This is a genomic window from Streptomyces sp. enrichment culture (assembly GCF_964273145.1).
In the GTDB taxonomy this organism is placed as follows: domain Bacteria; phylum Actinomycetota; class Actinomycetes; order Streptomycetales; family Streptomycetaceae; genus Streptomyces.
Genome location: NZ_OZ186873.1, coordinates 1746677 through 1769680, shown reverse-complemented (window position 1 = coordinate 1769680; position 23004 = coordinate 1746677). Strand labels below are relative to the sequence as shown.

21 protein-coding genes and 1 other RNA gene are annotated in these 23004 nt (G+C 75.2%); 12 read left to right on the top strand and 10 right to left on the bottom strand.

Going from position 1 to position 23004, the window contains the following annotated elements; translation table 11 throughout:
* The first annotated feature begins 134 nt into the window (after window positions 1–134).
* From ACSU6Z_RS08055 to ACSU6Z_RS08030, 6 genes are all read left to right on the top strand, one after another.
* Window positions 135–1532 carry a glycosyltransferase family 4 protein gene (locus tag ACSU6Z_RS08055; protein WP_437044246.1) on the top strand — a complete coding sequence of 466 codons (1398 nt, stop codon included), beginning with the start codon at window positions 135–137 and terminating at the stop codon, window positions 1530–1532.
* Window positions 1526–2260 (top strand): class I SAM-dependent methyltransferase, encoded by a 735-nt coding sequence (locus tag ACSU6Z_RS08050; protein ID WP_437044244.1) that lies wholly within the window; start codon window positions 1526–1528, stop codon window positions 2258–2260. The genes ACSU6Z_RS08055 and ACSU6Z_RS08050 overlap by 7 nt, the downstream gene beginning before the upstream one ends.
* A complete protein-coding gene (locus ACSU6Z_RS08045; protein WP_437044242.1) occupies window positions 2257–3327 on the top strand; it encodes a prenyltransferase in 1071 nt (356 codons plus the stop codon). Before ACSU6Z_RS08050 ends, ACSU6Z_RS08045 begins: the two co-directional genes overlap by 4 nt.
* A gap of 180 nt (window positions 3328–3507) precedes the next feature.
* Complete coding sequence (locus ACSU6Z_RS08040; protein WP_437044240.1) at window positions 3508–4791, top strand: hypothetical protein; 1284 nt, start codon at window positions 3508–3510, stop codon at window positions 4789–4791.
* Window positions 4788–6368: a vWA domain-containing protein gene (locus ACSU6Z_RS08035; RefSeq protein ID WP_437044238.1), complete on the top strand. Its 1581-nt coding sequence runs from the start codon at window positions 4788–4790 to the stop codon at window positions 6366–6368. The genes ACSU6Z_RS08040 and ACSU6Z_RS08035 overlap by 4 nt, the downstream gene beginning before the upstream one ends.
* Window positions 6355–7131 carry a hypothetical protein gene (locus tag ACSU6Z_RS08030; RefSeq protein ID WP_437044236.1) on the top strand — a complete coding sequence of 259 codons (777 nt, stop codon included), beginning with the start codon at window positions 6355–6357 and terminating at the stop codon, window positions 7129–7131. The genes ACSU6Z_RS08035 and ACSU6Z_RS08030 overlap by 14 nt, the downstream gene beginning before the upstream one ends.
* 98 nt (window positions 7132–7229) lie before the next feature.
* Here the strand turns inward: ACSU6Z_RS08030 and ACSU6Z_RS08025 are convergent, their stop codons facing one another.
* From ACSU6Z_RS08025 to ACSU6Z_RS08010, 4 genes are all read right to left on the bottom strand, one after another.
* Window positions 7230–8045, bottom strand: a complete 816-nt coding sequence (locus ACSU6Z_RS08025; RefSeq protein ID WP_437044234.1) for a hypothetical protein — start codon at window positions 8043–8045, stop codon at window positions 7230–7232.
* Window positions 8046–8217: 172 nt separating this feature from the next.
* Window positions 8218–9225, bottom strand: a complete 1008-nt coding sequence (locus tag ACSU6Z_RS08020; RefSeq protein ID WP_437044231.1) for an N-acetylmuramoyl-L-alanine amidase — start codon at window positions 9223–9225, stop codon at window positions 8218–8220.
* A 135-nt stretch (window positions 9226–9360) separates the two neighbouring features.
* Complete coding sequence (locus ACSU6Z_RS08015; RefSeq protein WP_437044229.1) at window positions 9361–10011, bottom strand: class I SAM-dependent methyltransferase; 651 nt, start codon at window positions 10009–10011, stop codon at window positions 9361–9363.
* Window positions 10012–10137: 126 nt separating this feature from the next.
* Entirely contained in the window at window positions 10138–11877 is a 1740-nt protein-coding gene (locus ACSU6Z_RS08010) for an MFS transporter (protein WP_437044227.1), read from the bottom strand.
* A 369-nt stretch (window positions 11878–12246) separates the two neighbouring features.
* Between ACSU6Z_RS08010 and ACSU6Z_RS08005 the strand changes: the two genes are divergently transcribed.
* Both ACSU6Z_RS08005 and ACSU6Z_RS08000 read left to right on the top strand, forming a co-directional pair.
* Window positions 12247–13698 (top strand): MFS transporter, encoded by a 1452-nt coding sequence (locus ACSU6Z_RS08005; RefSeq protein ID WP_437044225.1) that lies wholly within the window; start codon window positions 12247–12249, stop codon window positions 13696–13698.
* Window positions 13699–13873: 175 nt separating this feature from the next.
* Window positions 13874–14746: a MaoC/PaaZ C-terminal domain-containing protein gene (locus tag ACSU6Z_RS08000; RefSeq protein WP_437044223.1), complete on the top strand. Its 873-nt coding sequence runs from the start codon at window positions 13874–13876 to the stop codon at window positions 14744–14746.
* A gap of 95 nt (window positions 14747–14841) precedes the next feature.
* Here the strand turns inward: ACSU6Z_RS08000 and ACSU6Z_RS07995 are convergent, their stop codons facing one another.
* Entirely contained in the window at window positions 14842–15009 is a 168-nt protein-coding gene (locus tag ACSU6Z_RS07995) for a hypothetical protein (RefSeq protein WP_437044221.1), read from the bottom strand.
* Between the two features lie 97 nt (window positions 15010–15106).
* Window positions 15107–16480, bottom strand: a complete 1374-nt coding sequence (locus ACSU6Z_RS07990; RefSeq protein WP_437044219.1) for a hypothetical protein — start codon at window positions 16478–16480, stop codon at window positions 15107–15109.
* A 187-nt stretch (window positions 16481–16667) separates the two neighbouring features.
* Between ACSU6Z_RS07990 and ACSU6Z_RS07985 the strand changes: the two genes are divergently transcribed.
* Genes ACSU6Z_RS07985 through ACSU6Z_RS07975 form a run of 3 tightly spaced genes read left to right on the top strand, consistent with a single transcriptional unit; the run spans window position 16668 to window position 19471 of the window.
* Window positions 16668–17534 carry a Nif3-like dinuclear metal center hexameric protein gene (locus ACSU6Z_RS07985; protein ID WP_437044217.1) on the top strand — a complete coding sequence of 289 codons (867 nt, stop codon included), beginning with the start codon at window positions 16668–16670 and terminating at the stop codon, window positions 17532–17534.
* Window positions 17531–18274 (top strand): zinc ribbon domain-containing protein, encoded by a 744-nt coding sequence (locus ACSU6Z_RS07980; RefSeq protein WP_437050226.1) that lies wholly within the window; start codon window positions 17531–17533, stop codon window positions 18272–18274. Before ACSU6Z_RS07985 ends, ACSU6Z_RS07980 begins: the two co-directional genes overlap by 4 nt.
* A 12-nt stretch (window positions 18275–18286) precedes the next feature.
* Complete coding sequence (locus ACSU6Z_RS07975; RefSeq protein ID WP_437050224.1) at window positions 18287–19471, top strand: bifunctional RNase H/acid phosphatase; 1185 nt, start codon at window positions 18287–18289, stop codon at window positions 19469–19471.
* Here ACSU6Z_RS07975 and eda read toward each other — a convergent pair.
* From eda to ACSU6Z_RS07955, 4 genes are all read right to left on the bottom strand, one after another.
* Complete coding sequence (gene eda / locus ACSU6Z_RS07970; protein ID WP_437044215.1) at window positions 19457–20143, bottom strand: bifunctional 4-hydroxy-2-oxoglutarate aldolase/2-dehydro-3-deoxy-phosphogluconate aldolase; 687 nt, start codon at window positions 20141–20143, stop codon at window positions 19457–19459. The genes ACSU6Z_RS07975 and eda overlap by 15 nt on opposite strands.
* A gap of 73 nt (window positions 20144–20216) precedes the next feature.
* Window positions 20217–20999, bottom strand: a complete 783-nt coding sequence (gene yaaA, locus ACSU6Z_RS07965) for a peroxide stress protein YaaA (RefSeq protein WP_437044213.1) — start codon at window positions 20997–20999, stop codon at window positions 20217–20219.
* A gap of 42 nt (window positions 21000–21041) precedes the next feature.
* Window positions 21042–21623 carry a hypothetical protein gene (locus ACSU6Z_RS07960; protein WP_437044211.1) on the bottom strand — a complete coding sequence of 194 codons (582 nt, stop codon included), beginning with the start codon at window positions 21621–21623 and terminating at the stop codon, window positions 21042–21044.
* Window positions 21620–22453: a MerR family transcriptional regulator gene (locus ACSU6Z_RS07955; RefSeq protein WP_437044209.1), complete on the bottom strand. Its 834-nt coding sequence runs from the start codon at window positions 22451–22453 to the stop codon at window positions 21620–21622. Before ACSU6Z_RS07955 ends, ACSU6Z_RS07960 begins: the two co-directional genes overlap by 4 nt.
* Window positions 22454–22593: 140 nt before the next feature.
* Between ACSU6Z_RS07955 and rnpB the strand changes: the two genes are divergently transcribed.
* Window positions 22594–22997, top strand: an RNA gene (gene rnpB / locus ACSU6Z_RS07950) — RNase P RNA component class A.
* The last annotated feature ends 7 nt before the right edge of the window (window positions 22998–23004 follow it).

The following is a 23004-nucleotide window of genomic DNA, read 5'->3' as shown; positions in this document are numbered from 1 at the left end:
CACCTGATCCACGGGTCACGGCGCCCTTACCTGCCGGTAGATTCGGAACCTCTGAACGATCAAGTCTGAAACTTGTTCCACATTAGCGTCCCGGCGTAATCTCGCGGGGCAGTGCAGGGAGAAGGGGGCCCGGAGTGACCGCTGAGGCCAGTCAGGCGGGTCCCCGCCCGGACCTCGCGAGCGACGGCTCGCGACCGCTTCGCATCGCACTCCTCACCTACAAGGGGAATCCGTTCTGCGGCGGCCAGGGCGTCTACGTCCGGCACCTCTCCCGCGAACTGGCCCGCCTCGGCCACCACGTCGAGGTGATCGGCGCCCAGCCCTACCCCGTCCTCGACGAGGACGAGGAGTACGCCGGCGGGCTGCGCCTGACCGAACTGCCCAGCCTGGACCTCTACCGCCAGCCCGACCCCTTCCGCACCCCGAAGCGCGACGAGTACCGCGACTGGATCGACGCGCTGGAGGTCGCCACCATGTGGACCGGCGGCTTCCCCGAGCCGCTGACCTTCTCCCTGCGTGCCCGCCGCCACCTGCGCGCCCGCCGCGGGGAGTTCGACGTCGTCCACGACAACCAGACGCTCGGCTACGGCCTGCTGGGCGACCTCGGCGCCCCGCTGGTCACCACCATCCACCACCCCGTCACCGTGGACCGGCGGCTGGAACTGGAGGCGGCCCGGACCTGGCAGCGCCGCTACTCGGTGCGCCGCTGGTACGCCTTCACCCGCATGCAGAAGCGGGTCGCGCGCCGCCTGCCGTCCGTGCTCACCGTCTCCGGCAGCTCCCGCCAGGAGATCGTCGACGACCTGGGCGTGCGCCGGGACCGCGTCCACGTCGTCCACATCGGCGCCGACACCGGCCTGTTCTCGCCCGACCCCTCGGTGCCGCAGGTGCCGGGCCGGATCGTGACCACCTCCAGCGCGGACGTGCCGCTCAAGGGCCTGGTCTTCCTCGTCGAGGCGCTGGCCAAGGTGCGCACCGAGCACCCGGACGCCCACCTCGTCGTCGTCGGCAAGCGGCCCGAACAAGGCCCCGTCGCCCAGGCGGTCGAGCGGTACGGCCTCGAAGGCGCCGTCGAGTTCGTCAAGGGCATCTCCGACGCGGAACTGGTCGACCTGGTGCGCTCGGCCCAGGTCGCCTGCGTGCCGTCGCTGTACGAGGGCTTCTCGCTGCCGGCCGCCGAGGCCATGGCGACCGGCACGCCGCTGGTGGCCACCACCGGCGGGGCGATCCCCGAGGTCGCCGGCCGCGACGGCGAGACCTGCCTGGCGGTGCCGCCCGGCGACGCGGGCGCGCTGGCCGCCGCGCTGGGCCGGCTGCTCGGCGACCCGGAGCTGCGGGCCCGCCTGGGCGCCGCCGGACGCGAGCGCGTGCTGCGGCACTTCACCTGGGCCCGGGCCGCCGAGGGGACGGTGGCCCACTACCGGGAGGCGATCGCCCGCGCGGCCGCACCGGGCGCCTCCCCGGCCCCGTCCGGGCCCCCCGCCCCCACCAGTGTCACCGGCGTCTACCCCGAAGGCAGGGCCACGTGCTGACCGTCGACTTCTCCCGGTTCCCGCTCGCCCCGGGCGACCGCGTCCTGGACCTCGGCTGCGGGGCCGGCCGGCACGCCTTCGAGTGCTACCGCAGAGGCGCCCGGGTCGTCGCCCTGGACCGCAACGGCGAGGAGATCCGCGAGGTCGCCAAGTGGTTCGCGGCGATGAGGGAGGCCGGCGAGGCCCCCGAGGGCGCCACCGCGACGGCCATGGAGGGCGACGCGCTCGCGCTGCCCTTCCCCGACGAGTCCTTCGACGTCGTCATCGTCTCCGAGGTGATGGAGCACATCCCCGACGACAAGGGCGTGCTCGCCGAGATGGTCCGCGTCCTCAAGCCCGGCGGGCGCATCGCCGTCACCGTGCCCCGCTACGGCCCCGAGAAGGTCTGCTGGGCGCTGTCCGACGCCTACCACGAGGTCGAGGGCGGCCACATCCGCATCTACAAGGCGGACGAACTGCTCGCCAGGATGCGCGAGGCCGGCCTGCGGCCCTACGGCACCCACCACGCCCACGGGCTGCACTCGCCGTACTGGTGGCTGAAGTGCGCGTTCGGCGTCGACAACGACAAGGCGCTGCCGGTGCGGGCGTACCACAAGCTGCTGGTCTGGGACATCATGAAGAAGCCGCTGGCCACGCGGGTCGCCGAGCGGGCGCTGAACCCGCTGATCGGCAAGAGCTTCGTGGCGTACGCGACCAAGCCGCACCTGCCCCCGGTGGACGCCGCGTGACGACGCCGCGCACGGAACACCTCGTCCTGCCCGGGGTGCTCACCGAGGAGCAGGCCGCCGCCACCGTGCGCGCCGTCCTCGCCGTCCAGCGCGAGGACGGCGCCATCCCGTGGTTCCGGGGCCACCACCTCGACCCCTGGGACCACACCGAGGCGGCGATGGCGCTGGACGCGGCGGGCGAGCACGAGGCCGCCGAGCGGGCGTACGCGTGGCTGGCCCGCCACCAGAACGAGGACGGCTCCTGGTACGCCGCCTACGCCGACGGCGCCCACGACCGGGTCACCGACCGGGGCCGGGAGACCAACTTCGTCGCCTACGTCGCCGTAGGGGTCTGGCACCACTACCTCTCCACCGGCGACGACACCTTCCTGGACCGCATGTGGCCGGTGGTGTACGCCGCGGTCGAGTGGGTGCTGCGGCTCCAGCAGCCGGGCGGGCAGATCGGCTGGCGGCGCGACGACGACGGCACGGCCGCGGCGGACGCCCTGCTGACGGGCTGCTCCTCCGTCCACCACGCGCTGCGCTGCGCGCTCGCCATCGCCGAGCAGCGCGAGGAGCCCCAGCCGGACTGGGAGCTGGCGGCCGGCGCGCTGCGCCACGCGATCCGCCGCCACCCGGAGCGGTTCCTGGACAAGGGCCGCTACTCGATGGACTGGTACTACCCCGTCCTGGGCGGCGCGCTGACCGCCGCGGAGGCCAAGGCGCGCATCGAGAAGGACTGGGACCGCTTCGTCGTCCCCGGCCTCGGCGTGCGATGCGTGGTGCCCAACCCGTGGGTCACCGGCGGCGAGTCGGCCGAACTCGCCCTCGCGCTGTGGGCGATGGGCGAGTCCGACCGCGCCCTGGGGATCCTCCAGTCGATCCGGCACCTGCGGGACGAGGCCAGCGGCCTGTACTGGACCGGTTACGTCTTCGAGGACGACGCGATCTGGCCGCGGGAGCTGACCACCTGGACGGCCGGGTCCCTCCTCCTCGCGGTCGCCGCGCTCGGCGGGCACGAGGCCACCTGCGCCGTCTTCGGCGGCGACCGCCTGCCGAGGGGGCTGGAAGCGGACTGCTGCGGCTGACCCGGGCCCGTCGGCGCCACCGGGCCCGTCCCGCCGGGACGTGCCCGGACGGGGCGCTTTGGTGCGGGAGGCGGCCTGCGGCCCCCGTTCGCCGCGCGTTCGCAGGGAGTTGACCCTTCCGGCGGCCCGCGTTCGGCGGGGTCCTCGATGATCCTGCCCCTTGGAGAGGCAGGAGTGCCGGTGTCCGACGTCAGATCCGCCACCCACGAGCAACCGCGGCTCACCACCCGCCGTCCCGCAGCACGCCGCGTCCCCCGCCACGTCGCCGTCGCCCTGCCCGTCGCCCTGGCCGGGCTGCTCTCCCTGCTCGTGACGGGCAACCTCCTGCTCCCCTTCGAGCGCATCACCACGATCGAGGCCCGCATGGCCTCCAAGTCGGACTACTTCAGGGACCCCGAGGTGCAGCGCCTCCTCCTGCGCCACGGCATACGCGTCGACATCCACCGCCTGGGCTCCCGCGGCATCGCCACCCAGTCCCTGAAGGGCATGGACGTTGTCTTCCCCTCCGGTCAGCCCGCCGCCAAACTGATCCTCGACCGGCAGGACCGCTCGGTCCGCTCGGTCCGCCCCTTCGTCACCCCGCTCGTCCTCGGCACCTTCCGCGACTACGCCGAGACCCTGGTCAAGGCCGGCGTGGCCACCCGCCAGCGCACCACCGACGGCAGACCGACGCTCTACTACGACCTGGACATGCGGAAGTTCACCGGCCTGCTCGACGGGGCGGACGACCCGCGCAACCCCCTGGACGGCACCGGCCGCCAGGCCGACACCTGGAACGGCATCGGCTTCGACGACGACGGCCGCCGCAGCAACAGCGGGCGGGTCCTGGTCCGCACCTCCAGCGTGTGCGAGTCCAACTCCGCCGGCACCTACCTGAGCATCCTGGCCTTCGTCGTGGCCGGCAACCGCACCCCGGGCACCGAGCACAGCGACGACCCCGCCCGCGCCGCCGCCGCGGTGCGCCGCCTCGCCGCCGAGATCAAACCCCTCATCAACCTCCAGGGCATGTGGGCCGACGAACAGGCCGACGGCTACTTCTCCGACCTCGGCGAGAGCATCGCGCCGATCTCCGCCCTCTACGAACACCAGTACCTGGCCCACCAGATCGCCCACCACGGCAAGCACGGCGAGCAGGACACCAACCGGGTCCTGCTCTACCCCAGCCCCTACGCCCTCACCGAACCCCAGCTGATCTCCCTCACCGGCGAGGGGGACCGCCTGGTGCACCTGCTCCAGGAGGACGAGGCCCTGCGCGAGCGCGCCGTCGAACTGGGCTTCCGCGCCCGCTTCTCCGGCGAGGACGGCACCAGCGAGCAGCTCAACGCCCACCTGGAGGAGCACGGCGTGCAGGTGCCCACCCCGAACCGCGACGAGACCAAGGTCTACGAACCCGACCTGGAGGTCCTGCAGGAGATCATCGAGTACGTCGGCTCCTGCCCGCCGCCCGTCCGGGACGCGCCGTGAACCGCCTCCCCCGCGCCCTCGCCGCCGTGCTCGCCCTGCTCCTGCCGGCCGCCGCCCTCACCTCCTGCACCGACGACGGACCGGACGTCACCCTGCGCGTCCTCGCCTCCCCCGAACTCGCCGACGTCCACTGGCTCCTGGACGACCTGGAGGAGGACACCGGGGTCGAACTGGAGATGGTGTACGAGGCGACCGCGGACCTCGACGGCCTCACCGGAGAGGGGTCCGGGCGGGGCGCCTACGACCTGGCCTGGCTCACCTCCGACCGGTCGCTGCTGCTGAGCATGCAGGACACCGGCGCACCGCGGCCCGAGTCCACCCCCGTCATGCGCTCACCGGTCGTCGTCGGCCTCACCCCCGAGGTCGCCCGGACCCTGCGCGCGGCCGCCCCCCAAGGCCGCATCTCCTGGGCCGACATCGCCGACGCGGCGGCCGACGGCACCGTCCGGTTCGGGATGGCCGACCCGCGGCGCAGCGAGACCGGCCGGGCCGCGCTCGTCGGCGTCGCCACCGCCGCCGCCGGAACCGGCGGGGCCCTGCGCGAGGAGGACCTCTCCTGCGACCGGCTGCGCGGCTTCCGCTCCGGCCAGACCCTCACCGCCGCCAGCTCCCGGGACCTGATCGAGGACTACGCGCGCCGCCCCCGCACGGCCGACGCGCTCATCGCCCACGAGGCCGAGCTGCTCTCCCTGAACGCCACCGGGAGGCTGCCCCGGCCCCTGGAGATCGTCCACCCCGACGACGGCATGGTGCTGTCCGACTTCCCGCTGCTGCTCCTCGACCCCGCCGAGCGCCCCGCGTACCAGAAGGTCACCCGGTGGCTGCTCGGCGCCGACGCGCAGCGGCGGCTGATGGAGCGCACCCACCGCCGCCCGGTCGACCAGGACGTCGAACCGTCCGCGCCGCTGCGCACCCCCGTGGGCAACGCCCTGTCCTTCCCCGACCGGCTCTCCCTCGTGGAACACCTGGTCGACGCCTACGGCGACCCGGTGCGGCACAGCGCCGACCACGTGGTGTTCGTCCTGGACTACTCCACCTCGATGCGGGGCGCCCGGATCGCCGGCCTGCGGGCCGCGTTCGCCGGCCTGAGCGGTGCCGATCCCACCTCCACCGGCAAGTTCGCCCGCTTCTACCGGGGCGAGCGGCTGACGGTCGTCCGCTTCGGCGGGCGGGTCCTGGAGGAGCGGACCGTCACCGTGCGCGGCGACGCCGACCTGCGCCGGCTGCGGCGGACCGTCGCCGGCGGCGGTTTCGCCGACGCCACCGCCGTCTGGACGGCGCTCGACCACGGCTACCGCGTCGCCGCCGGGGCCGTCCGCGAGAATCCCGGACGGCCAGTGTCGATCGTGCTGATGACCGACGGCGAGAACAACACCGGACTGACCTACGAGGAGTTCCTGCGCCGCCACCGCGCGCTCGGCGCCGACGCGCGCGCGGTACCCACCTTCCCCGTCCTGTTCGGAGAGGCCGACGCGACTGCCCTGGAACGCGTCGCCGCCGCGACCGGCGGCCGCGTGGTCGACGCCGGCCCCTCCTCCCTCACCGACGCGTTCAAGGAGATCCGTGGGTGTCACTGACAGCCAGTGGTGGAGCCTGTGGTGGCCGTGGCTGGCCGTCTGGGCCCTGACGGCGACCGCCCTCGCCGTCCTCGCCCGGCACGCGCTGCTGCGCCTGGGCGGACCGCGCCGGCGCCGGCACGGCGGGCGCATCGCGCACGGCATGTGCTTCTTCCTGCACGAGCAGCGGGTCATGGACCTGTACCAGCAGGGCGGCTTCTCCGCGGCGCTGGAACAGGAGGTCGCCGACCGGATCAACGTCACCAGCGGCCTCGGGCTGTGGGGGAGGCTGGGCCTCGGCGGTGCCAAGGCGAACCGGGACGTCACCAAGGAACGCGTCACCGCGTACATCCGGCAGAGCACCCCGATCACGGTGATCCGGCTGCTGATGGACACCATGCGCCGGGAGGACGTGGTCGTGCACGCCGACCTCACCACCGGTCTGGTCGTGCCCAACCGGGTGCTCGCCGGGCGGCTGCGGGACGCCGGCGAGGACCAGGTGCCGCTGACCGAGGTCGCCGCGGTGCTGGCGTTCCTGTCGGTCACCGGCCTGTTCAGCGCCCGTCGCTCCGACAGCGGCGACGTCGTGCTGAGCGCCCCCTACGGCGACGGCGAGCCGCGGGCCCGGGTGCGGATCACCTGCGAGGCGTCGGGCGTGCGCGAGGGGTTCCAGAACGCCGAGTACTTCACGGGGGAGTTCCAGGCGCGCTGCCTGGGCAGGGTGCAGACCTGGAACCCGCGGACGCGTGAGCTGACGCTCAATCCGGTCGCCATCTTCCTCTGAGCGCGGGGGCGCCGGGGCGGGAGAGGGACGCGGGACAACGGAGAACGGCCCCCCGCCCGGCAGGGCGAGGGGCCGCGCGGCGCACCGCGGCGGGACGGTCAGCCGCGCTGGATGCCCGAGGTGTCCTGGAGGACGCCGCGACGGCCGTCCTGCGTCTGGGCGACCAGCGCCGCGCCCCGCTGCTCGACGGCCAGGTACCAGGTGCCCGGCGCCAGTTCCGCGATCGGCGTCGGGGAGCCGTCCTCCGCGTACAGCGGGCGCGGCACCGGCACGGCGAACCAGAACGGCGAGAAGTCGGCGGCCGGCTGCGGCTGCTGGGCCGGCTGCGGCTGGGCACCGTACGGCTGGCCGGGCTGGCCCGGCTGGGCGCCGTAGGGCTGCTGCTGCGCGCCCGGGTAGCCGTAACCGCCCTGCGGCTGGGCGCCGTAGGGCTGCGGCGCGACCGGACGCGGCGCCGGGACGAGGGAGCCCTTGAGGGCGGGGACCAGCGGGGTGGCGATCGCGGCGACCGCCATGAGCAGCGTGGCGACGAGCGCGAGGATCAGGCCGGTGCCGGCGTCGGGGCCGGTGCCCGGGGCATCGCCGAAGTTGTCGGCGCCCCCGGCCGGGTCGAGGACGTTGCCGAGCGCGGACCAGGCGGCGAGGACGGTGAAGGCGACGCCGAACTGGCCGAGGTCGAGACCCGCCACCCTCCGGGGCTGCGACAGACCGCGCGCCACCACGACGAGCACGGCACCGACCAGGCCCGCCAGGACCACTCCGAGGACGACCGGGCCGCTGCCCCACAGGCTGGGGAATTCGACGTCGTCCGGAGCACCGTCGATCGCGTACAGATCGAGGAACGAGGCGATGAACAGCAACACCGCTGCTCCGATCACCACGCCGTCGCCTCGAGTGAGGGAGCGGATATTCACTTCAGGTCCTTCGTAGGTCGTCGTCTCGTCGTCGGTAGAGGCGTTGCTGCCACCGTGTCGCGGTCAGGCCCGGGTGTGAAGCGCGGGGGGTGGCCCCTCATCGTACGGATGACACTATCGTCCGTACGATCCGCCTGTCCGCCGGGACCGGTGCGCCGGCTCGGCCCGCCCCCTATCCGCGCAGGAAGCTCACGATTCCCCCGGAGATGCCCTGCGCCGCCTTCTGCCGCCAGGCGCCGCTGGTCAGCAGCGCCGCGTCCCGGCTGTCGCGCATGTTGCCGCACTCGACGAACACCTTGGGAACCCTCGACAGGTTGAGGCCGCCGAGGTCGGTGCGCGTGACGAGGCCGGTGCCGCCGCCCACGTAGTTGGAGGGCGCGCTGCCGGTGGCGCGGACGAAGTGGCCCGCGATGCGCGTGCCGAGGTCGCGGGAGGGGCCGACGATCGGGCGGGTGTCGGCGGCGCCCGCGCGCACCGCGCCCGGCAGGATGACGTGGAAACCGCGGTTGCCGGCCCCCGAGCCGTCGGCGTGGATCGAGACGGCGGCGTCCGCCTCCGCCTCGTTGCCGATCCGCGCCCGCTCGTCCACGCACGGCCCGTACGCCCGGTCGCCGTCCTGCGTCAGCCTCACCGTGGCGCCCTGCCGGGTCAGCAGGTCGCGCAGCCGGTGCGCCACGTCGAGCGTGAACGCGGCCTCGGCGTAACCGGCGTCGGTGGAGGTGCCCGTCGTGTCGCACTCCTTGCGGCCGGTCCCGATGTCCACCTCGCGGTTGATCCGGCCCGGGTAACGGAAGTTGCCCGGGTTGTGCCCCGGGTCGATGACGACGACCTTTCCCGCGAGGGGCCCGGAGACGGCGGGCGCGGACGGCGACGGGGCGCGGCGGTCCGGCGAGGCCGTGGCCGCCGGCGTGGCCGTGGCCGTCGCGGAGCCGGATCCGCCGGCGGGTTCCCTCGCGTCGTCACCGGAGGCGGCGGGCGCGCCGGAGGCCGGCACCGGCGGCGTCCGCGCGCCGGCCGCCCGGTCCGCCCCGCCCTCGTCCCGCGGTCCGCCGACGGCCGCGTACACACCCCACCCGAGCAGTGCCCCCGCCACCAGCGCGGCGAGCGCCACGGTCAGCGGGCGGCGCAGCGGGGAGCGGCGGGGCCGCGGCGGGTCGAAATCCGGTCCTGTGTACGACACGTCCGCCACCCTAGCGGCCGTTCCCGGCGCCCACAGGGGCCGAGACGGCCCGGCGGGCGGCCCGGACGGGGAGGGCGGAGCACGGCCCCGCCCGCCGGAGCGCCCCCCTCTCGTCCGGGCGGGGGCGAGCCGCTCTCAGCCACCCGCCCCGGTCCGCCGCAGCACCCGCAGCGAGTCCGTCGCCGAGACCTCGGCGAACGCGCCGGAGGCCAGGGCCCTGAGGTAGATCCGGTAGGGGGCCTGGCCGGTGAACTCGTCCTTCGGGTCCGGGAAGACGTCGTGGATGGCGAGGAGTCCGCCCTCGGCCAGGTGCGGGACCCAGCCCTCGTAGTCGGCGTTCGCGTGCTCGTCGGTGTGGCCGCCGTCGACGAAGACGAAGCCGAGGGGGGTGTTCCAGACCGCGGCCACCTGGGGCGAGCGGCCGACGAGGGCCACGACGTGGTCCTCCAGGCCCGCCCGGTGCAGGGTGCGGCGGAAGGTGGGCAGCGTGTCCATCAGGCCGGTCTCGGGGTCGACCGTCTCCGGGTCGTGGTAGTCCCAGCCCGGCTGCTGCTCCTCGCTGCCGCGGTGGTGGTCGACGGTGAGCGCGGTGACCCGGGACCGGCGGGCCGCGTCGGCGAGCAGGATCGTGGACCGGCCGCAGTACGTGCCGACCTCCAGCAGCGGCAGCCCCAGCCGGCCCGCCTCCACGGCCGCCGCGTACAGCGCGAGCCCCTCGTGGGTGGGCAGGAACCCCTTCGCGGCCTCGAACGCGGCCAGGATCTCGGGACTCGGTGCCGCGGACATGGGGCCTGCCTTTCCGGAGGGGACGTACGCGGGGGGCGTGCGGGTGTCTGGGCGCCCCATGCTGCCGTACCCCCCCCGCCGGCGGCCGGCGGGGGGGTACGGCGGGCGGTACGGCGCCGGCGGCCGTCAGGTGGAGACGGTCTCGCCCGGCAGCGACAGGTCCAGGTCGACCGGGCGGTCGCCGCCGGTGTGCGTCGCCGCGTGGGCGAGCGGGCCGTGGCCCGCGGCGCGGGCGGCCAGGACGTAGGGGCCCCGGGCGGGGACGGCGAGGGCGTAGCTGCCGTCGTCGGCGGAGAGGGTGGCGCCCGCCTGGCGGCCGCGGCGGTCGATCAGGGTGACCTTGGCGCGGGCGACCGGGGCGCCGGTGGTGTCCAGCACCCGGCCGCGGAAGCCGCGCAGCGCCTCCTCGGCGCGGGCCAGGTTGGCGTCCTCCTCGCTGCTGGCGCGCAGCTGGGGCCGGGCGGCCGGGCGCTGCCGGGGCAGGAGGAGGGCGAGGACCAGGCCGACGGCGACCGCGGCGGTCGCGATCAGGAAGGAGACGCGGAAGCCCTGCATGGTGGGGACGGCGACGCCGCCCGCCTCGTGTGCCGTGTCGGCCAGGACCATGCCGACGACGGCGCTCGACACCGAGGTGCCGATGGACCGCATGAGGGTGTTGAGGCCGTTGGCCGCGCCGGTCTCGGAGGCCGGGACCGCGCCGACGATCAGCGCGGGCAGGGAGGAGTAGGCCAAGCCGATGCCGGCGCCGAGCACCACCGAGGTGATCACGGTCTGCCAGGCGGCGCTCATGAGGCCGAGGCCGCCGCCGTAGCCGACGGCGATCACCAGCAGGCCGATGATCAGGGTGGTGCGCGGGCCGTAGCGGGCGGACAGCCGGGCGTACACGGGGGCCGTGAACATCATCGTCAGGCCCAGCGGGGCCACGCACAGGCCCGCGACGACCATCGACTGGCCGAGGCCGTAGCCGGTGGCGGTGGGGAGCTGGAGGAGCTGGGGCAGGACGAGGGAGACGACGTAGAAGCTGACGCCGACCATGATCGAGGCGAGGTTGGTCAGCAGGACCTCGCGGCGGGCGGTGGTGCGCAGGTCGACCAGGGGCGCGGCCAGGCGCAGCTCCATCAGGCCCCACAGCAGCAGGACCACGACGGCCGCGGCGAACAGGCCGAGCGTGGTGCCCGACGTCCAGCCCCAGTCACTGCCCTTGGTGACCGGCAGCAGCACCAGCACCAGGCCCGCGGACAGGCCGAGCGCCCCCGGCAGGTCGAAGGAGCCCTTGGCGCGCAGCGGGGACTCCGGTACGACGGCCAGGGTGAGGGCGATGGCGACGGCGCCGAGGCCGGCGGCGCCGTAGAAGAGGGTGTGCCAGTCGGTGTTCTGCGCCACCAGCGCCGCGGCGGGCAGCGCGAGGCCGCCGCCGACGCCGATCGAGGAGCTCATCAGCGCCATCGCCGAGCCGAGCCGCTCGCGCGGCAGCATGTCCCGCATCAGGCCGATGCCGAGCGGGATGGCGCCCATGGCGAAGCCCTGGAGCGTACGGCCGGCGATCATCGTCAGCAGTTGGCTGGTGAAGGCGCTGATCAGCGCGCCGACGACCATCACGGACAGGCTCAGGACCAGCATGCGCCGCTTGCCGTAGAGGTCGCCGAGGCGCCCCATGATCGGCGTGGCCACGGCACCCGAGAGCAGGGTCGAGGTCAGTACCCAGGTGGCGTTGCTGGGGGAGGTGTCCAGGAGCTGGGGCAGGTCCTTGACGACCGGGACGAGCAGGGTCTGCATCACCGCGACAGCGATGCCCGCGAAGGCGAGCACGGGGACGACGGCCCCGCTGGCTCGCCGGGCGGGCCGGTCGGTCGTCGTGAATGTCATGAACATGGCCTCCGGGCCGTGAGAGGTCGGCAGAAGTCGGATGATCGTGATGATCGGAAGGGGGTACGTGCTGCCTGAACTCGGTGCACCAGGGCAACTATTCCGTTGCTTTGACATCCTAACGAATTTTTGACCCTTCCATGAGAATCTGACGTATTGTCATACCCGCCGGCCTCCCGCTCCGGGCGGACGGACCCCGGACGGACCCCGGACTGACCCCGGATGGACCCCGGGCGGACGGACCCCGGATGGGCTCCCGCGCGGACTCCGGACGGGCCGTCCCGCCCGGCCCGTGCCCCGGCCCGCGCCCGCGGAACGGGACCCCGGTGCGGTGAAATACCGGTGCGGGACCACGAGCGGGTTGAGACCATGACTCCCATGCTCGAAACCGCCCGCGCCGCCACCCGCGTGCCCCGCCGCACCGCGCCCCCCACCTGGCTGGTCGTGGCGCTCGCCTGCGCCGGTCAGTTCCTCGTCGTGCTCGACGTCTCCGTCGTCAACGTCGCCCTGCCGGCGATGCGGGCCGACCTCGGCCTGGGCGGACCCGGCCTGCAGTGGGTGGTGAACGCCTACGCCATCGCCTTCGCCGGGTTCATGCTGTTCGGAGGCCGGGCCGGGGACCTGTACGGCCGCAAGCGCATGTTCCTGGCCGGACTCGCGCTGTTCACCCTGGCCTCGCTCGGCGGCGGGCTGGCCCGGGAGGAGTGGGAGCTGCTGGCGGCCCGGGCGGTGCAAGGGCTGGGCGCCGCGGTGCTGGCACCCTCGACGCTGACGATCCTGACCGCGGCCGTGCCGGAAGGGGCGGCCCGGGCCCGGGCCATCGCCACCTGGACGGCCGTCGGGGCGGGCGGCGGCGCCGCCGGCGGACTGGTCGGCGGGGTACTGGTGGACGGACTGTCCTGGCGCTGGGTGCTGCTGATCAACGTGCCCGTGGGCGCGGTGGTGCTGCTCGGCTCCCTGCGCTGGCTCCCGGAGAGCCGCGCGGGCGACGGGCGGCGCCTGGACCTGCCGGGCGCGCTGCTGGTGACGGCCGGCCTGGCGACCCTGGCGTACGGCATCTCGCAGACCGAGACACGGGGGTGGACGGCCGCCGCCACGCTGGTGCCGCTGGTGGCCGGCCTCGCCCTCGTCGGGCTGTTCCTCGTCGTCGAGGCGCGGACGGCGGCGCCGCTGATGCCGCTCGGACTGCTGCGGCTGCGGACGGTGGCCTCGGCGAACGCGGCGATGTTCCTGTGCGGGTCGGCGATGTTCTCCATGTGGTTCTTCATGACGCTGTACGCGCAGAACGTGCTCGGCTACACGCCGCTGGAGGCCGGGGCCGCGCTGGTGCCGAGCTCGCTCGCGGTCGTCCTGGGATCCAAGCTCGCGCCCCGCCTCATGGCGGTGACCGGGGAGCGGAACCTGGCCGTGCTGGGCACGCTGGTCGCGGCGGCCGGCTTCGCCTGGCAGTCGGCGATGCGCGCGGACGGGGCGTATCCGACCTCGGTCATGTTCCCGGGCATCCTCATGATGCTCGGCGCGGGACTCACCGCGACCCCGCTGGCCGCGCTGGCCACGTCCGGGGCGGCACCGGGGGAGGCCGGGCTGGTGTCGGGCCTGGTCAACACCTCCCGCACGATGGGCGGCTCCCTGGGGCTCGCCGTCCTGTCGACGGTGGCGGCGTCACGGTCGGCGGGGAGCGACACGCCCCAGGCGCTCACGCAGGGGTACGCGCTGGCGTTCCGGGCCGGGGCGTGGGTGCTCGTCGCCGGGGCGCTGCTGATGTGGCTCTGGCTGCCGAGGCGGACCGCGGCCGGCGGGAGCGGCGGCCGACCGGAGTGAGGACGGCTCCCCGGCAGCTCCGGCCCCCGGCGCCTCCGGCCGCCGGCACCCCCGGCTTCCGGTACCCCCGGCTTCCGATGCCCCGCCACCCCCGGCCCCTGCGGCACCTCCCGGACGACTCCGGTCCTTCCGGGGGCGTCCCGGCCTCCCCGAACCCACCCGCCCCAGGAGCCTCATGCCCCTCGACGCAGCCACGGCACTCGCCGCCGCCCCCGTCTCCCGGGAGATCGCCTGGGGCCCCGGCGACGTCCAGCTCTACCACCTCGGCATCGGCGCCGGGGTGCCCGCGACCGACCCCCGGGAACTGCGCTACACCCTGGAGACCCGGCTGCACGTCCTGCCCAGCTTCGCCACCGTCGCGGGCGGCGGCCCGCCCGGTGTGATCCGGGCGCTGTCCGTGCCGGGTGCCGACGTCGACCCGGCCCGCGTCCTGCACGCCGGGCAGTCGCTGACGCTGCACCGCCCGGTCCCGGTCCGGGGTACCGCGACCGCCGTCTCCCGCGTCACCGCCGTGCACGACAAGGGCACGGCGGCCCTGCTGGTCCTGCGCACCGAGGCCGCCGACGCCGACGGGCCGCTGTGGACCGAGGAGGCGCTCGCCCACATGCGGGGCGAAGGCGGCTGGGGAGGTGACCGCGGGCCGTCCGGCCGCCCCGCACCGCCCGCCGGTCCGCCCGACGCGGTCGTGGAACGGGCCGTGCGCGAGGACCAGGCCCTCCTGTACCGCCTCACCGGCGACCGGAATCCCCTGCACGCCGACCCGGGGTTCGCCGCGCGCGCCGGGTTCGGCCGCCCCGTCCTGCACGGGCTGTGCACCTACGGCATGGCGCTGAAGGCGGCCGTCGACACGCTGCTCGACGGGGACGTGGGCCGCGTCCGGTCGTACACCACGCGTTTCGCCGGGGTCGTGTACCCGGGGGAGACACTACGGATACGCATGTGGCGGCAGCGGCCACAGGGACGGGAGGGGCGGATCCGCATGGCGGTGACCGTCGTCGGGCGGGAGGACGCGCCCGTCCTCGCCGGCACCGCCGTCGGGTACCGCTGACGTCCCGGCCGCGGGCTTTCACGCCCTGCGGGCACACGGCGACGGCCCGGCCGTCGCGATGACGGCCGGGCCGTCGCCGTGCGCCCCGGTGTGCCTCAGGCCGCCGGGCCGGCCTCTTCGGCCGGCTTGCGGTGGCGGCCTCGCGGAGCCGTCTCGCGGTCGTGGCCGCAGACCGGGCCGCGGTGCCGGCCCCGGCCGGCGGCGATCTTCTGAACGTCGGCACCGTCGGCCGTCATCGGCTGGTTCGCGCTGGCGTCGCTCATCGGAAGGAACTCACCCCGTCAACATGATCTTCCCTATGGCCGGGCGAGTGTAACCGGCACACCTCGGGCCGAATCCAGACGGCCGCGCCAACCGGCACTACTTCGTTACAAGCCGCCCCAACAGCGCTTGCTGCAACGGCATCGGACGCGTTGCCGCGGCGGGCACCGCAGGATCGGCCTCCGTGTCCGGGACCGGTTCCGCGTACCCGTTCGGGACCGGTTCCGCGGGCCCGCCCGGGGCCGCCTCCGCGTATCCGCCCCCCGCCGCTTCCGCGCGCCCGCCCGGCGCCGGCCCCGAGGGCCTGCCCGGCGAGACCGGTTCCGCACCCCCGCCCGGCGCGGGGAACGGGGCCGCCGGCGCCGACGACGGCTGCGTACCGCCCCGGACCGCAGTCCCCGGACCCGCGCTCCGGGCGCGGCCCGCCTCCCCGCCCCGGTCCTCGCGGGGCGCGGGCACCGCCGGCCGGGCCAGGCCGCACGGCACCGCGGCCGTGGCGTACGGCAGGCACAGCGCCCCGTCCGCGGTCCACAGCCCGGCGCCCGCCAGCCACCCCTGGGGCGCCGGGAGGTGGTGCACCCGCCGCTCCGCGGGCCGCCACACCCCGACCCAGCTGCCGAACGCGCCGTCGATGCGCAGCGCCACCGCGCACCCCTCCGGCGTCAGCGCCTGGCCGGGCTGGATCGCGAACGGCGTCACCGCGCAGTCCGGCAGCAGCAGGCACTCCGGGAAGCGCACCGGCAGGGCGCTCCCCAGCACCCCCCAGCCCAGCCGGGGCCGCCCGGGCGAGGGGGCGTCCGAGCGGACCAGCAGCAGTCCGCTGTCCGGATCGGCCAGCAGCACCCGGTCGTCGCTGCCGGGGGCGATCTGCAGCAGCGGGGAGACCTCGCCGCCGCGCGCCAGGTCCACGACGACCGCCTTGGTGCACCCGCCCGCCTCCCGGTCCACCGCCAGCATCCGCCCGGCACGGTCCAGCCACACGCCGCCCGAGCAGCGCCCGTGGATCTCGGCGAGCCGCTCGGGTCCGTCCGCGCCGCCCGCCACCAGCCACACCGACGTCGTGTACCGGCCGGTGGCGAGGGCGTACGCCCGCGTGCCGCCCGGGGCCGGCGGCAGCAGCCGCAGCCGGGCGCCCTCCTCCGCGCACGCCACGGCACCGAGCGGCAGCTCGCCGGTGCCGGGGCCGGTCGGGTACAGCAGCGCGAAGAGGTGCCGCCCGGCCGCCGTCCGGTGGACGAGCACCCGGCCGTCACTCATCGGCTGCACCTCGGTGCCGGGCTCCTCCGGCTGGCGGGAGGGCAGGGGAACGGCGTACGGCTCCGGGCCGTCCAGCGTCCAGCGCTCCGGGTACCGGCAGCCGCCGCTGAGGGCCAGCCGGGCGGCGTAGGCGCCGTCGGCGGTGATGGCACAGCCCGCCCGTGGCGTCCCGCCTTCCCCGAACCCCGTCGACGTCTCGATGGCACACGCTGTCATCGCACGGTCACCTCCTGTGAGGAAGCTAGTTTTCGCGCGTGCGGACGGGGCGGCGGCGGTCGCGCGCTTCACACATATGGATGGCACGGCGGTGATTCGTGCGAGGGAACCGGAACGGCTGTGCTGTGCCGCAGCGGCCCGGCGGTACCGGTACGACGGCGCAGAACAGGCAGGTAGCCTTGCTCCCGTGCCCCGTCTGTCAGAAGTCATCGCCGCGCTGGAGAACCTGTGGCCCGCCGAGCGGGCCGAGTCCTGGGACGCGGTCGGCACCGTCGTGGGCGACCCGGACCAGGAGGTCACCCGCGTCCTGTTCGCCGTGGACCCGGTCCGGGAGACCGCCGACGAGGCGGTGAGGCTGGGCGCCGACCTGCTCGTCACCCACCACCCGCTCTACCTGCGGGGCACGACGACGGTCGCGGCCTCCACCGCCAAGGGCCGTGTGGTGCACACGCTGATCAAGAACGACATCGCGCTGCACGTCGCCCACACCAACGCCGACACCGCCGACCCGGGCGTCTCCGACGCGCTGGCCGGCGCCCTGGACCTGCGCGTCGTAGGGCCCCTCGTGCCGGACGCGAGCGACCCCGAGGGCCGCCGGGGCCTGGGCCGCGTCTGCGAGCTGGACCACCCGCTGACCGTACGCGAGCTCGCCGCCCGCGCCGCCGAGCGCCTGCCCGCCACCGCGCAGGGCATCCGGGTCGCCGGCGACCCCGGGGCGCTCGTGCGCACCGTCGCCGTCAGCGGCGGCTCCGGCGACAGCCTCTTCGCCCACGTCCGGGCCGCCGGCGTCGACGCCTTCCTCACCGCGGACCTGCGCCACCACCCGGCCTCCGAGGCCGTGGCGGACCTCGCCCCCCGTCCCCTCGCGCTGCTCGACGCGGCGCACTGGGCCACCGAATGGCCCTGGTGCGAACTGGCCGCGAGCCAGCTCGACGAGATCTCCGACCGCAACGGATGGGACCTGAGGGTCCACGTCTCCAAGACGGTCACCGACCCCTGGACCGCCCACGCGGCGTCCACCCCGACCACTAGCCCCATGGGAGCCCCCAACTGAACGCCGCGCCCGCCGACCAGATCCGACTCCTCGACCTCCAGGCCCTCGACGTCCGCCTCCAGCAGCTCGCCCACAAGCGCAAGTCGCTGCCCGAGCACGCCGAGATCGACGCGCTGACCCGGGACCTCACGCAACTGCGCGACCTGCTGGTGGCCGCGCAGACCGAGGAGAGCGACTGCGCCCGCGAGCAGACCAAGGCCGAGCAGGACGTGGACCAGGTGCGCAAGCGCGCCGCCCGCGACCAGCAGCGCCTGGACTCCGGCGCCGTCTCCTCCCCGAGGGACCTGGAGAACCTCCAGCGCGAGATCGCCTCCCTCGCCAAGCGGCAGAGCGACCTGGAGGACGTCGTCCTGGAGGTCATGGAGCGCCGCGAGTCCGCGCAGGGGCGGGTCGCCGAGCTGACCGAGCGGGTCGCCGCCGTCCAGGCCAAGATCGACGACGCGACCGGGCGCCGGGACACCGCCGCCGGGGAGATCGACGGCGAGGTGGCCTCGGTGACCAAGGAGCGCGAGGTCGTCGCGGGCTCGGTCCCCGCCGACCTGCTCAAGCTGTACGACAAGCTGCGCGCGCAGCAGGGCGGTATCGGTGCGGCCAAGCTGTACCAGCGCACCTGCCAGGGCTGCCGCCAGGAACTGGCCATCACCGAGCTGAACGAGGTGCGCCGGGCGGCGCCCGACACCGTGCTGCGGTGCGAGAACTGCCGCCGCATCCTGGTGCGCACCGCCGACTCCGGACTGTAGGGGCCGGTGGCGGTGCGGGAGTTCGTCGTCGAGGCCGACGGCGGGTCGCGGGGCAACCCGGGACCCGCGGGGTACGGCGCGGTGGTGCGGGACGCGGTGACGGGGGAGATCCTCGCCGAAACGGCCGAGTACCTCGGCGTCGCCACCAACAACGTCGCCGAGTACCGCGGCCTGCTGGCCGGCCTGCGCGCCGCCCGCGAACTGGACCCGTCGGCCGCCGTCCGCGTCCGGATGGACTCCAAGCTGGTCGTCGAGCAGATGTCGGGCCGCTGGAAGGTCAAGCACCCCGCCATGAAGCCGCTCGCGGCCGAGGCGGCGCGCGTCTTCCCGCCCGGGCGGGTGACGTACGAGTGGATCCCGCGCGAGAGCAACAAGCACGCGGACCGGCTGGCCAACGAGGCGATGGACGCGGGCGGCCGCGGCGAGCGGTGGCGCCCGTCGGAGCCGGCCGAGGACGCCGGCCCCTCCGACACCGCCGGCCCCTCCGATACCGCCGATCGGTCCGAGGCCGTCCGGACGGACGTACGGGCCGCCCGGACGGTCGCCGCCCCCGGCTGGGGTCCCCCCGACATGGGAGCCCCCGCCACCTTCGTCCTGCTGCGGCACGGGGAGACCCCGCTCACCCCGCAGAAGCGGTTCTCCGGCAGCGGCGGCAGTGACCCCTCCCTGTCCGACGCCGGCCGGGAGCAGGCCGAGCGGGCCGCCGCGGCCCTCGCCCGGCGCGGCACGATCGAGGCGATCGTGACCTCGCCGCTGGCCCGCACCCGTCAGACCGCCGCGATCGTCGCCGCCCGCCTCGGGCTGGAGGTCACCGTCGAGGACGGCCTGCGCGAGACCGACTTCGGCGCCTGGGAGGGGCTCACCTTCGCCGAGGTGCGCGAGCGCTGGCCGGACGACCTGAACGCCTGGCTGGCCTCCCCGGACGCCGAGCCGACCGGCGGCGGCGAGAGCTTCGCGGCGACCGGCGCCCGCATCGCCGCCACCCGCGACAGGCTGGTCGCGCGGTACGCGGGCCGCACCGTCCTGCTGGTCTCCCACGTGACGCCGATCAAGACGTTCGTCCGGCTCGCCCTGGGCGCCCCGCCCGAGGCCCTGTTCCGCATGGAGCTGTCGGCGGCCTCGCTGTCGGCGGTGGCGTACTACCGGGACGGCGGCGCCAGCGTCCGGCTGTTCAACGACACCTCACACCTGCGCTGAGCGCAGCGCCGCCGCCTCCCGCGCCAGCTCCTGCACGCGCTCCCAGTCCCGGGCGGCGACCGCGTCCCCCGGCAGCATCCAGCTCCCGCCGACACAGCCGACGTTGGGCAGCGCCAGGTACGCGGGCGCCGAGTGGGCGCCGATCCCGCCGGTCGGGCAGAAACGGGCCTGCGGCAGCGGACCGGCCAGCGACTTCAGGTACGTCGTGCCGCCCGCGGCCTCGGCGGGGAAGAACTTCATCTCCCGCACCCCGCGCTCCAGCAGCGCCACCACCTCCGAGGTGGTCGACACCCCCGGCAGGAACGGCACGCCCGAGGCACGCATGGCCTCCAGCAGCGCGTCCGTCCAGCCCGGACTGACCAGGAAGCGCGCCCCGGCCGCCACCGCGTCCGCCGCCTGGCCCGGCGTGATCACCGTGCCCGCGCCGACCACGGCCCGCGGGACGCCCTCGGAGATCGCCCGGATCGCGTCGAGCGCGGCCGGCGTGCGCAGGGTCACCTCGATCGCGGGCAGTCCCCCGGCGACCAGCGCCCGCGCGAGCGGTACGGCGTCGGCCGCGTCGTCCAGGACGACGACGGGCACGACGGGCGCGAGGTCCAGGACGGAGACGGCCGGGCCGGGGGCCGCGGCGGGGGACGCGGCGGGGGAGAGCCGGGGCACTGGTGAGGTCATGGCCTCATCGTGCCCACAGGCATGCACCCTGCGCAAAGGTCGTTGCACAATGTGCAACGCGTGGTGGTGCCGGTCAGTGGACCTCGGTCACCAGCACATCCAGCGACCACGGCTTCCCCGCCTTCGCGGGCGCCTCGGCCTCCACCTCGTACCCGAGGTCCCGCAACACCTCCACCAGCTCCGCCGGACCCCCGGGCGCCGCCCCGGACGTGAGCAGGCTCCGCACGATCCGCCCCTTGGTCGCCTTGTTGAAGTGGCTGACCACCTTCCGGGTCGGCGCGTGCAGCACCCGTACGGTCGCCGTCCGCCCGGCCACCTCGCCCGCCGGCCTCCACGCCGCCGCGTACGCCGACGACCTCAGGTCCAGCACCAGCCCGTCCCCGGCCGCCTCCGGCAGCACCCGCGCCATCGGCACCCGCCAGTACGCGGCCAGCGGACCGAGACCGGGCAGCCTCACGCCCATCGAGCAGCGGTAGGAGGGGATCTCGTCGGTCACCCGGACCGCGCCCCACAGCCCCGAGAACACCAGCAGACAGCCGGCGGCCCGCCGCCGGGCGTCCGCGTCGAGAGAGGCCAGGTCCAGCGCGTCGTACAGCACCCCCGTGTAGACCTCCCCGGCGGGACGCGCCCCCGCCGTGCGCAGCTCCGCGTTCTTCGCGACCTCGCCGCGCAGCCCCTCGCTCAGCCCCAGCACCTCGCGCGCCTTGTCCTCGTCGCCGGCGCACAGCTCGACCAGCTCGTCGAGGACCGCCGCGCGGGCCGCGGCCAGCCCCGGCAGCGACAGCGACTCCGGCTTCAGCGGGGCCCCGGAACCGGACGGCGCCTTCCCCTCGGACGGCGGCAGCAGGACAAGCACAGGTACTCCTTCGATCGAGCTCCGTGCCAGCGTACGGGGCGCTCACCGGTGGGTGCCGGTCCCCACGGCCAGGGCGCGGACCAGGTCGTCGGCGTCGTCGGCGTGGAAACGGACCGTCCGCACCGGGCGGCGGCGGCCGAGGAGGGACACGTGGGTGACGGGCTCGGCGAGTTCCAGCGTGACGGAGGTCCGGGAGTCCACGACCAGGTCGAGCTCGCCCTCGGCCCGCCGGTGCGTGGTCCGCAGCTCCCGGCGGACGGAGGCGATCCGCTCCAGCGGGACGCGCAGGTCCGTGTGGAGACCCTGACGGATCCGCAGGAAGCCGGAGCCGAGCACGTGCGGACGGACCACGGACGCCGCGTGCAGGCCGACGACGAAGAGCAGGGTGTACAGGTCCAGGACCAGCACCACCGCGTGCGCGACCGGCAGGTCCCGCAGCAGCACGGACATCCCCACCGTCTCGACCGCGCACACGAACGCGAGCCCCCACGTCGTCGCGCCCTGCCCCCGCGCGTACCCGAACGCCCGCCCGCCCCCGGTGCCGTGCGTGCGCCGCGCCGCCCACAGCGCGAGACTCGCCAGCATCCGCAGTTCGTGCCGGACGAGCGCGCGGGCCACCCTCATGCCCCCTCCCCTTTCCCGGGTTTCCCGGGTTTCCCGGGTTTCCCGGGTTTCCCGGGCCCCTCGTCCTCCCCGGCGCCACCCGTCCTCCGGGCCACCGTCTCCAGCGCACGGCGGACGGCCTCCGCCTGGGCCGGGGCGAAATCGGCGTAGAAGGCGCGCAGGAAACCGCCGTCGTGGTCGAGGACCACCGGGTCCGGGACCAGGCCGGGCGGAACGCAGCCGGCCAGCGCCCGGGCCGCCTCCTCGACACGCGGGTCGTCCGGCGCCGCGTCCGCGAGCGCGTCGAGCAGCGCGTACGCCGCGCCCGCCCGCGCCACCGCCTCCGGGCTCCCCAGGGCCTCACCCAGCGCCGACGCCATCCGCTGCCGGGCCCGCTCCGGCGCCGCGGTCTCCAGGAACGCGATGATCTCGCGATCCTTGGCCGCCATGGGGGAGTCCGACAGGTGGGCCGTCCCGGCGAGGAGCGCGGCCAGCTCCGGCGAGACGGGCCCCTCGGCGGGCAGCCCGCCCTCCGCCTCCAGCAGCGCGCGCAGCCCGGCCCGCCGCGCGCGCAGGTCCGCCTCCTGCCGGGCGAGGTCCTCGTCCAGCTCGGTGAGCACCTCCTCCAGGTCCTTCCCGGCGTCGTCCGCGAGCACGTCCCGCACCTCGGCCAGACCCAGGCCCAGCTCGGTCAGCCGGCGGATGCGGGCGAGGACGACGGCGTGCCGCAGCGTGTAGTGCCGGTAGCCGTTGGGCCGCCGCTCCGGTTCGGGCAGCAGGCCGAGATGGTGGTAGTGCCGCACGGTCCGCGTGGTGACGCCGACGGCGCCGGCGAGTTCTCCGATCCGCATGACCCCAGTACAGACGTTGACGTCGCGGCAAGGTCAAGGGGCGAACCGCCCGCCGCTGCCCCCGACCGCCCCGGTCCTCGCGGCGGCCACCGCCGGTCCGGGGCGGGAGGTCCGCCGGGTACCATGGTCGGCACGGCAGACGAGCCGGGCGGACGGCCGCGTGGAGTCCCCTCAGGGGGCTTCCCGAGGAACGTCCGGGCTCCACAGGGCAGGGTGGTGGCTAACGGCCACCCGGGGTGACCCGCGGGACAGTGCCACAGAAAGCAGACCGCCGGGGACCTCGGTCCTCGGTAAGGGTGAAACGGTGGTGTAAGAGACCACCAGTGCCCAGGGTGACCTGGGCAGCTAGGTAAACCCCACCCGGAGCAAGGTCAAAAGGAAACACCCCCGGTGTTTCTGCGCGGACGTTCGAGGGCTGCCCGCCCGAGTCCGCGGGTAGACCGCACGAGGCCGGCGGCAACGCCGGTCCTAGATGGATGGCCGTCGCCGGCGGGCCCGCGAGGACCCACCGGAACAGAACCCGGCGTACAGCCCGACTCGTCTGCCTCCCG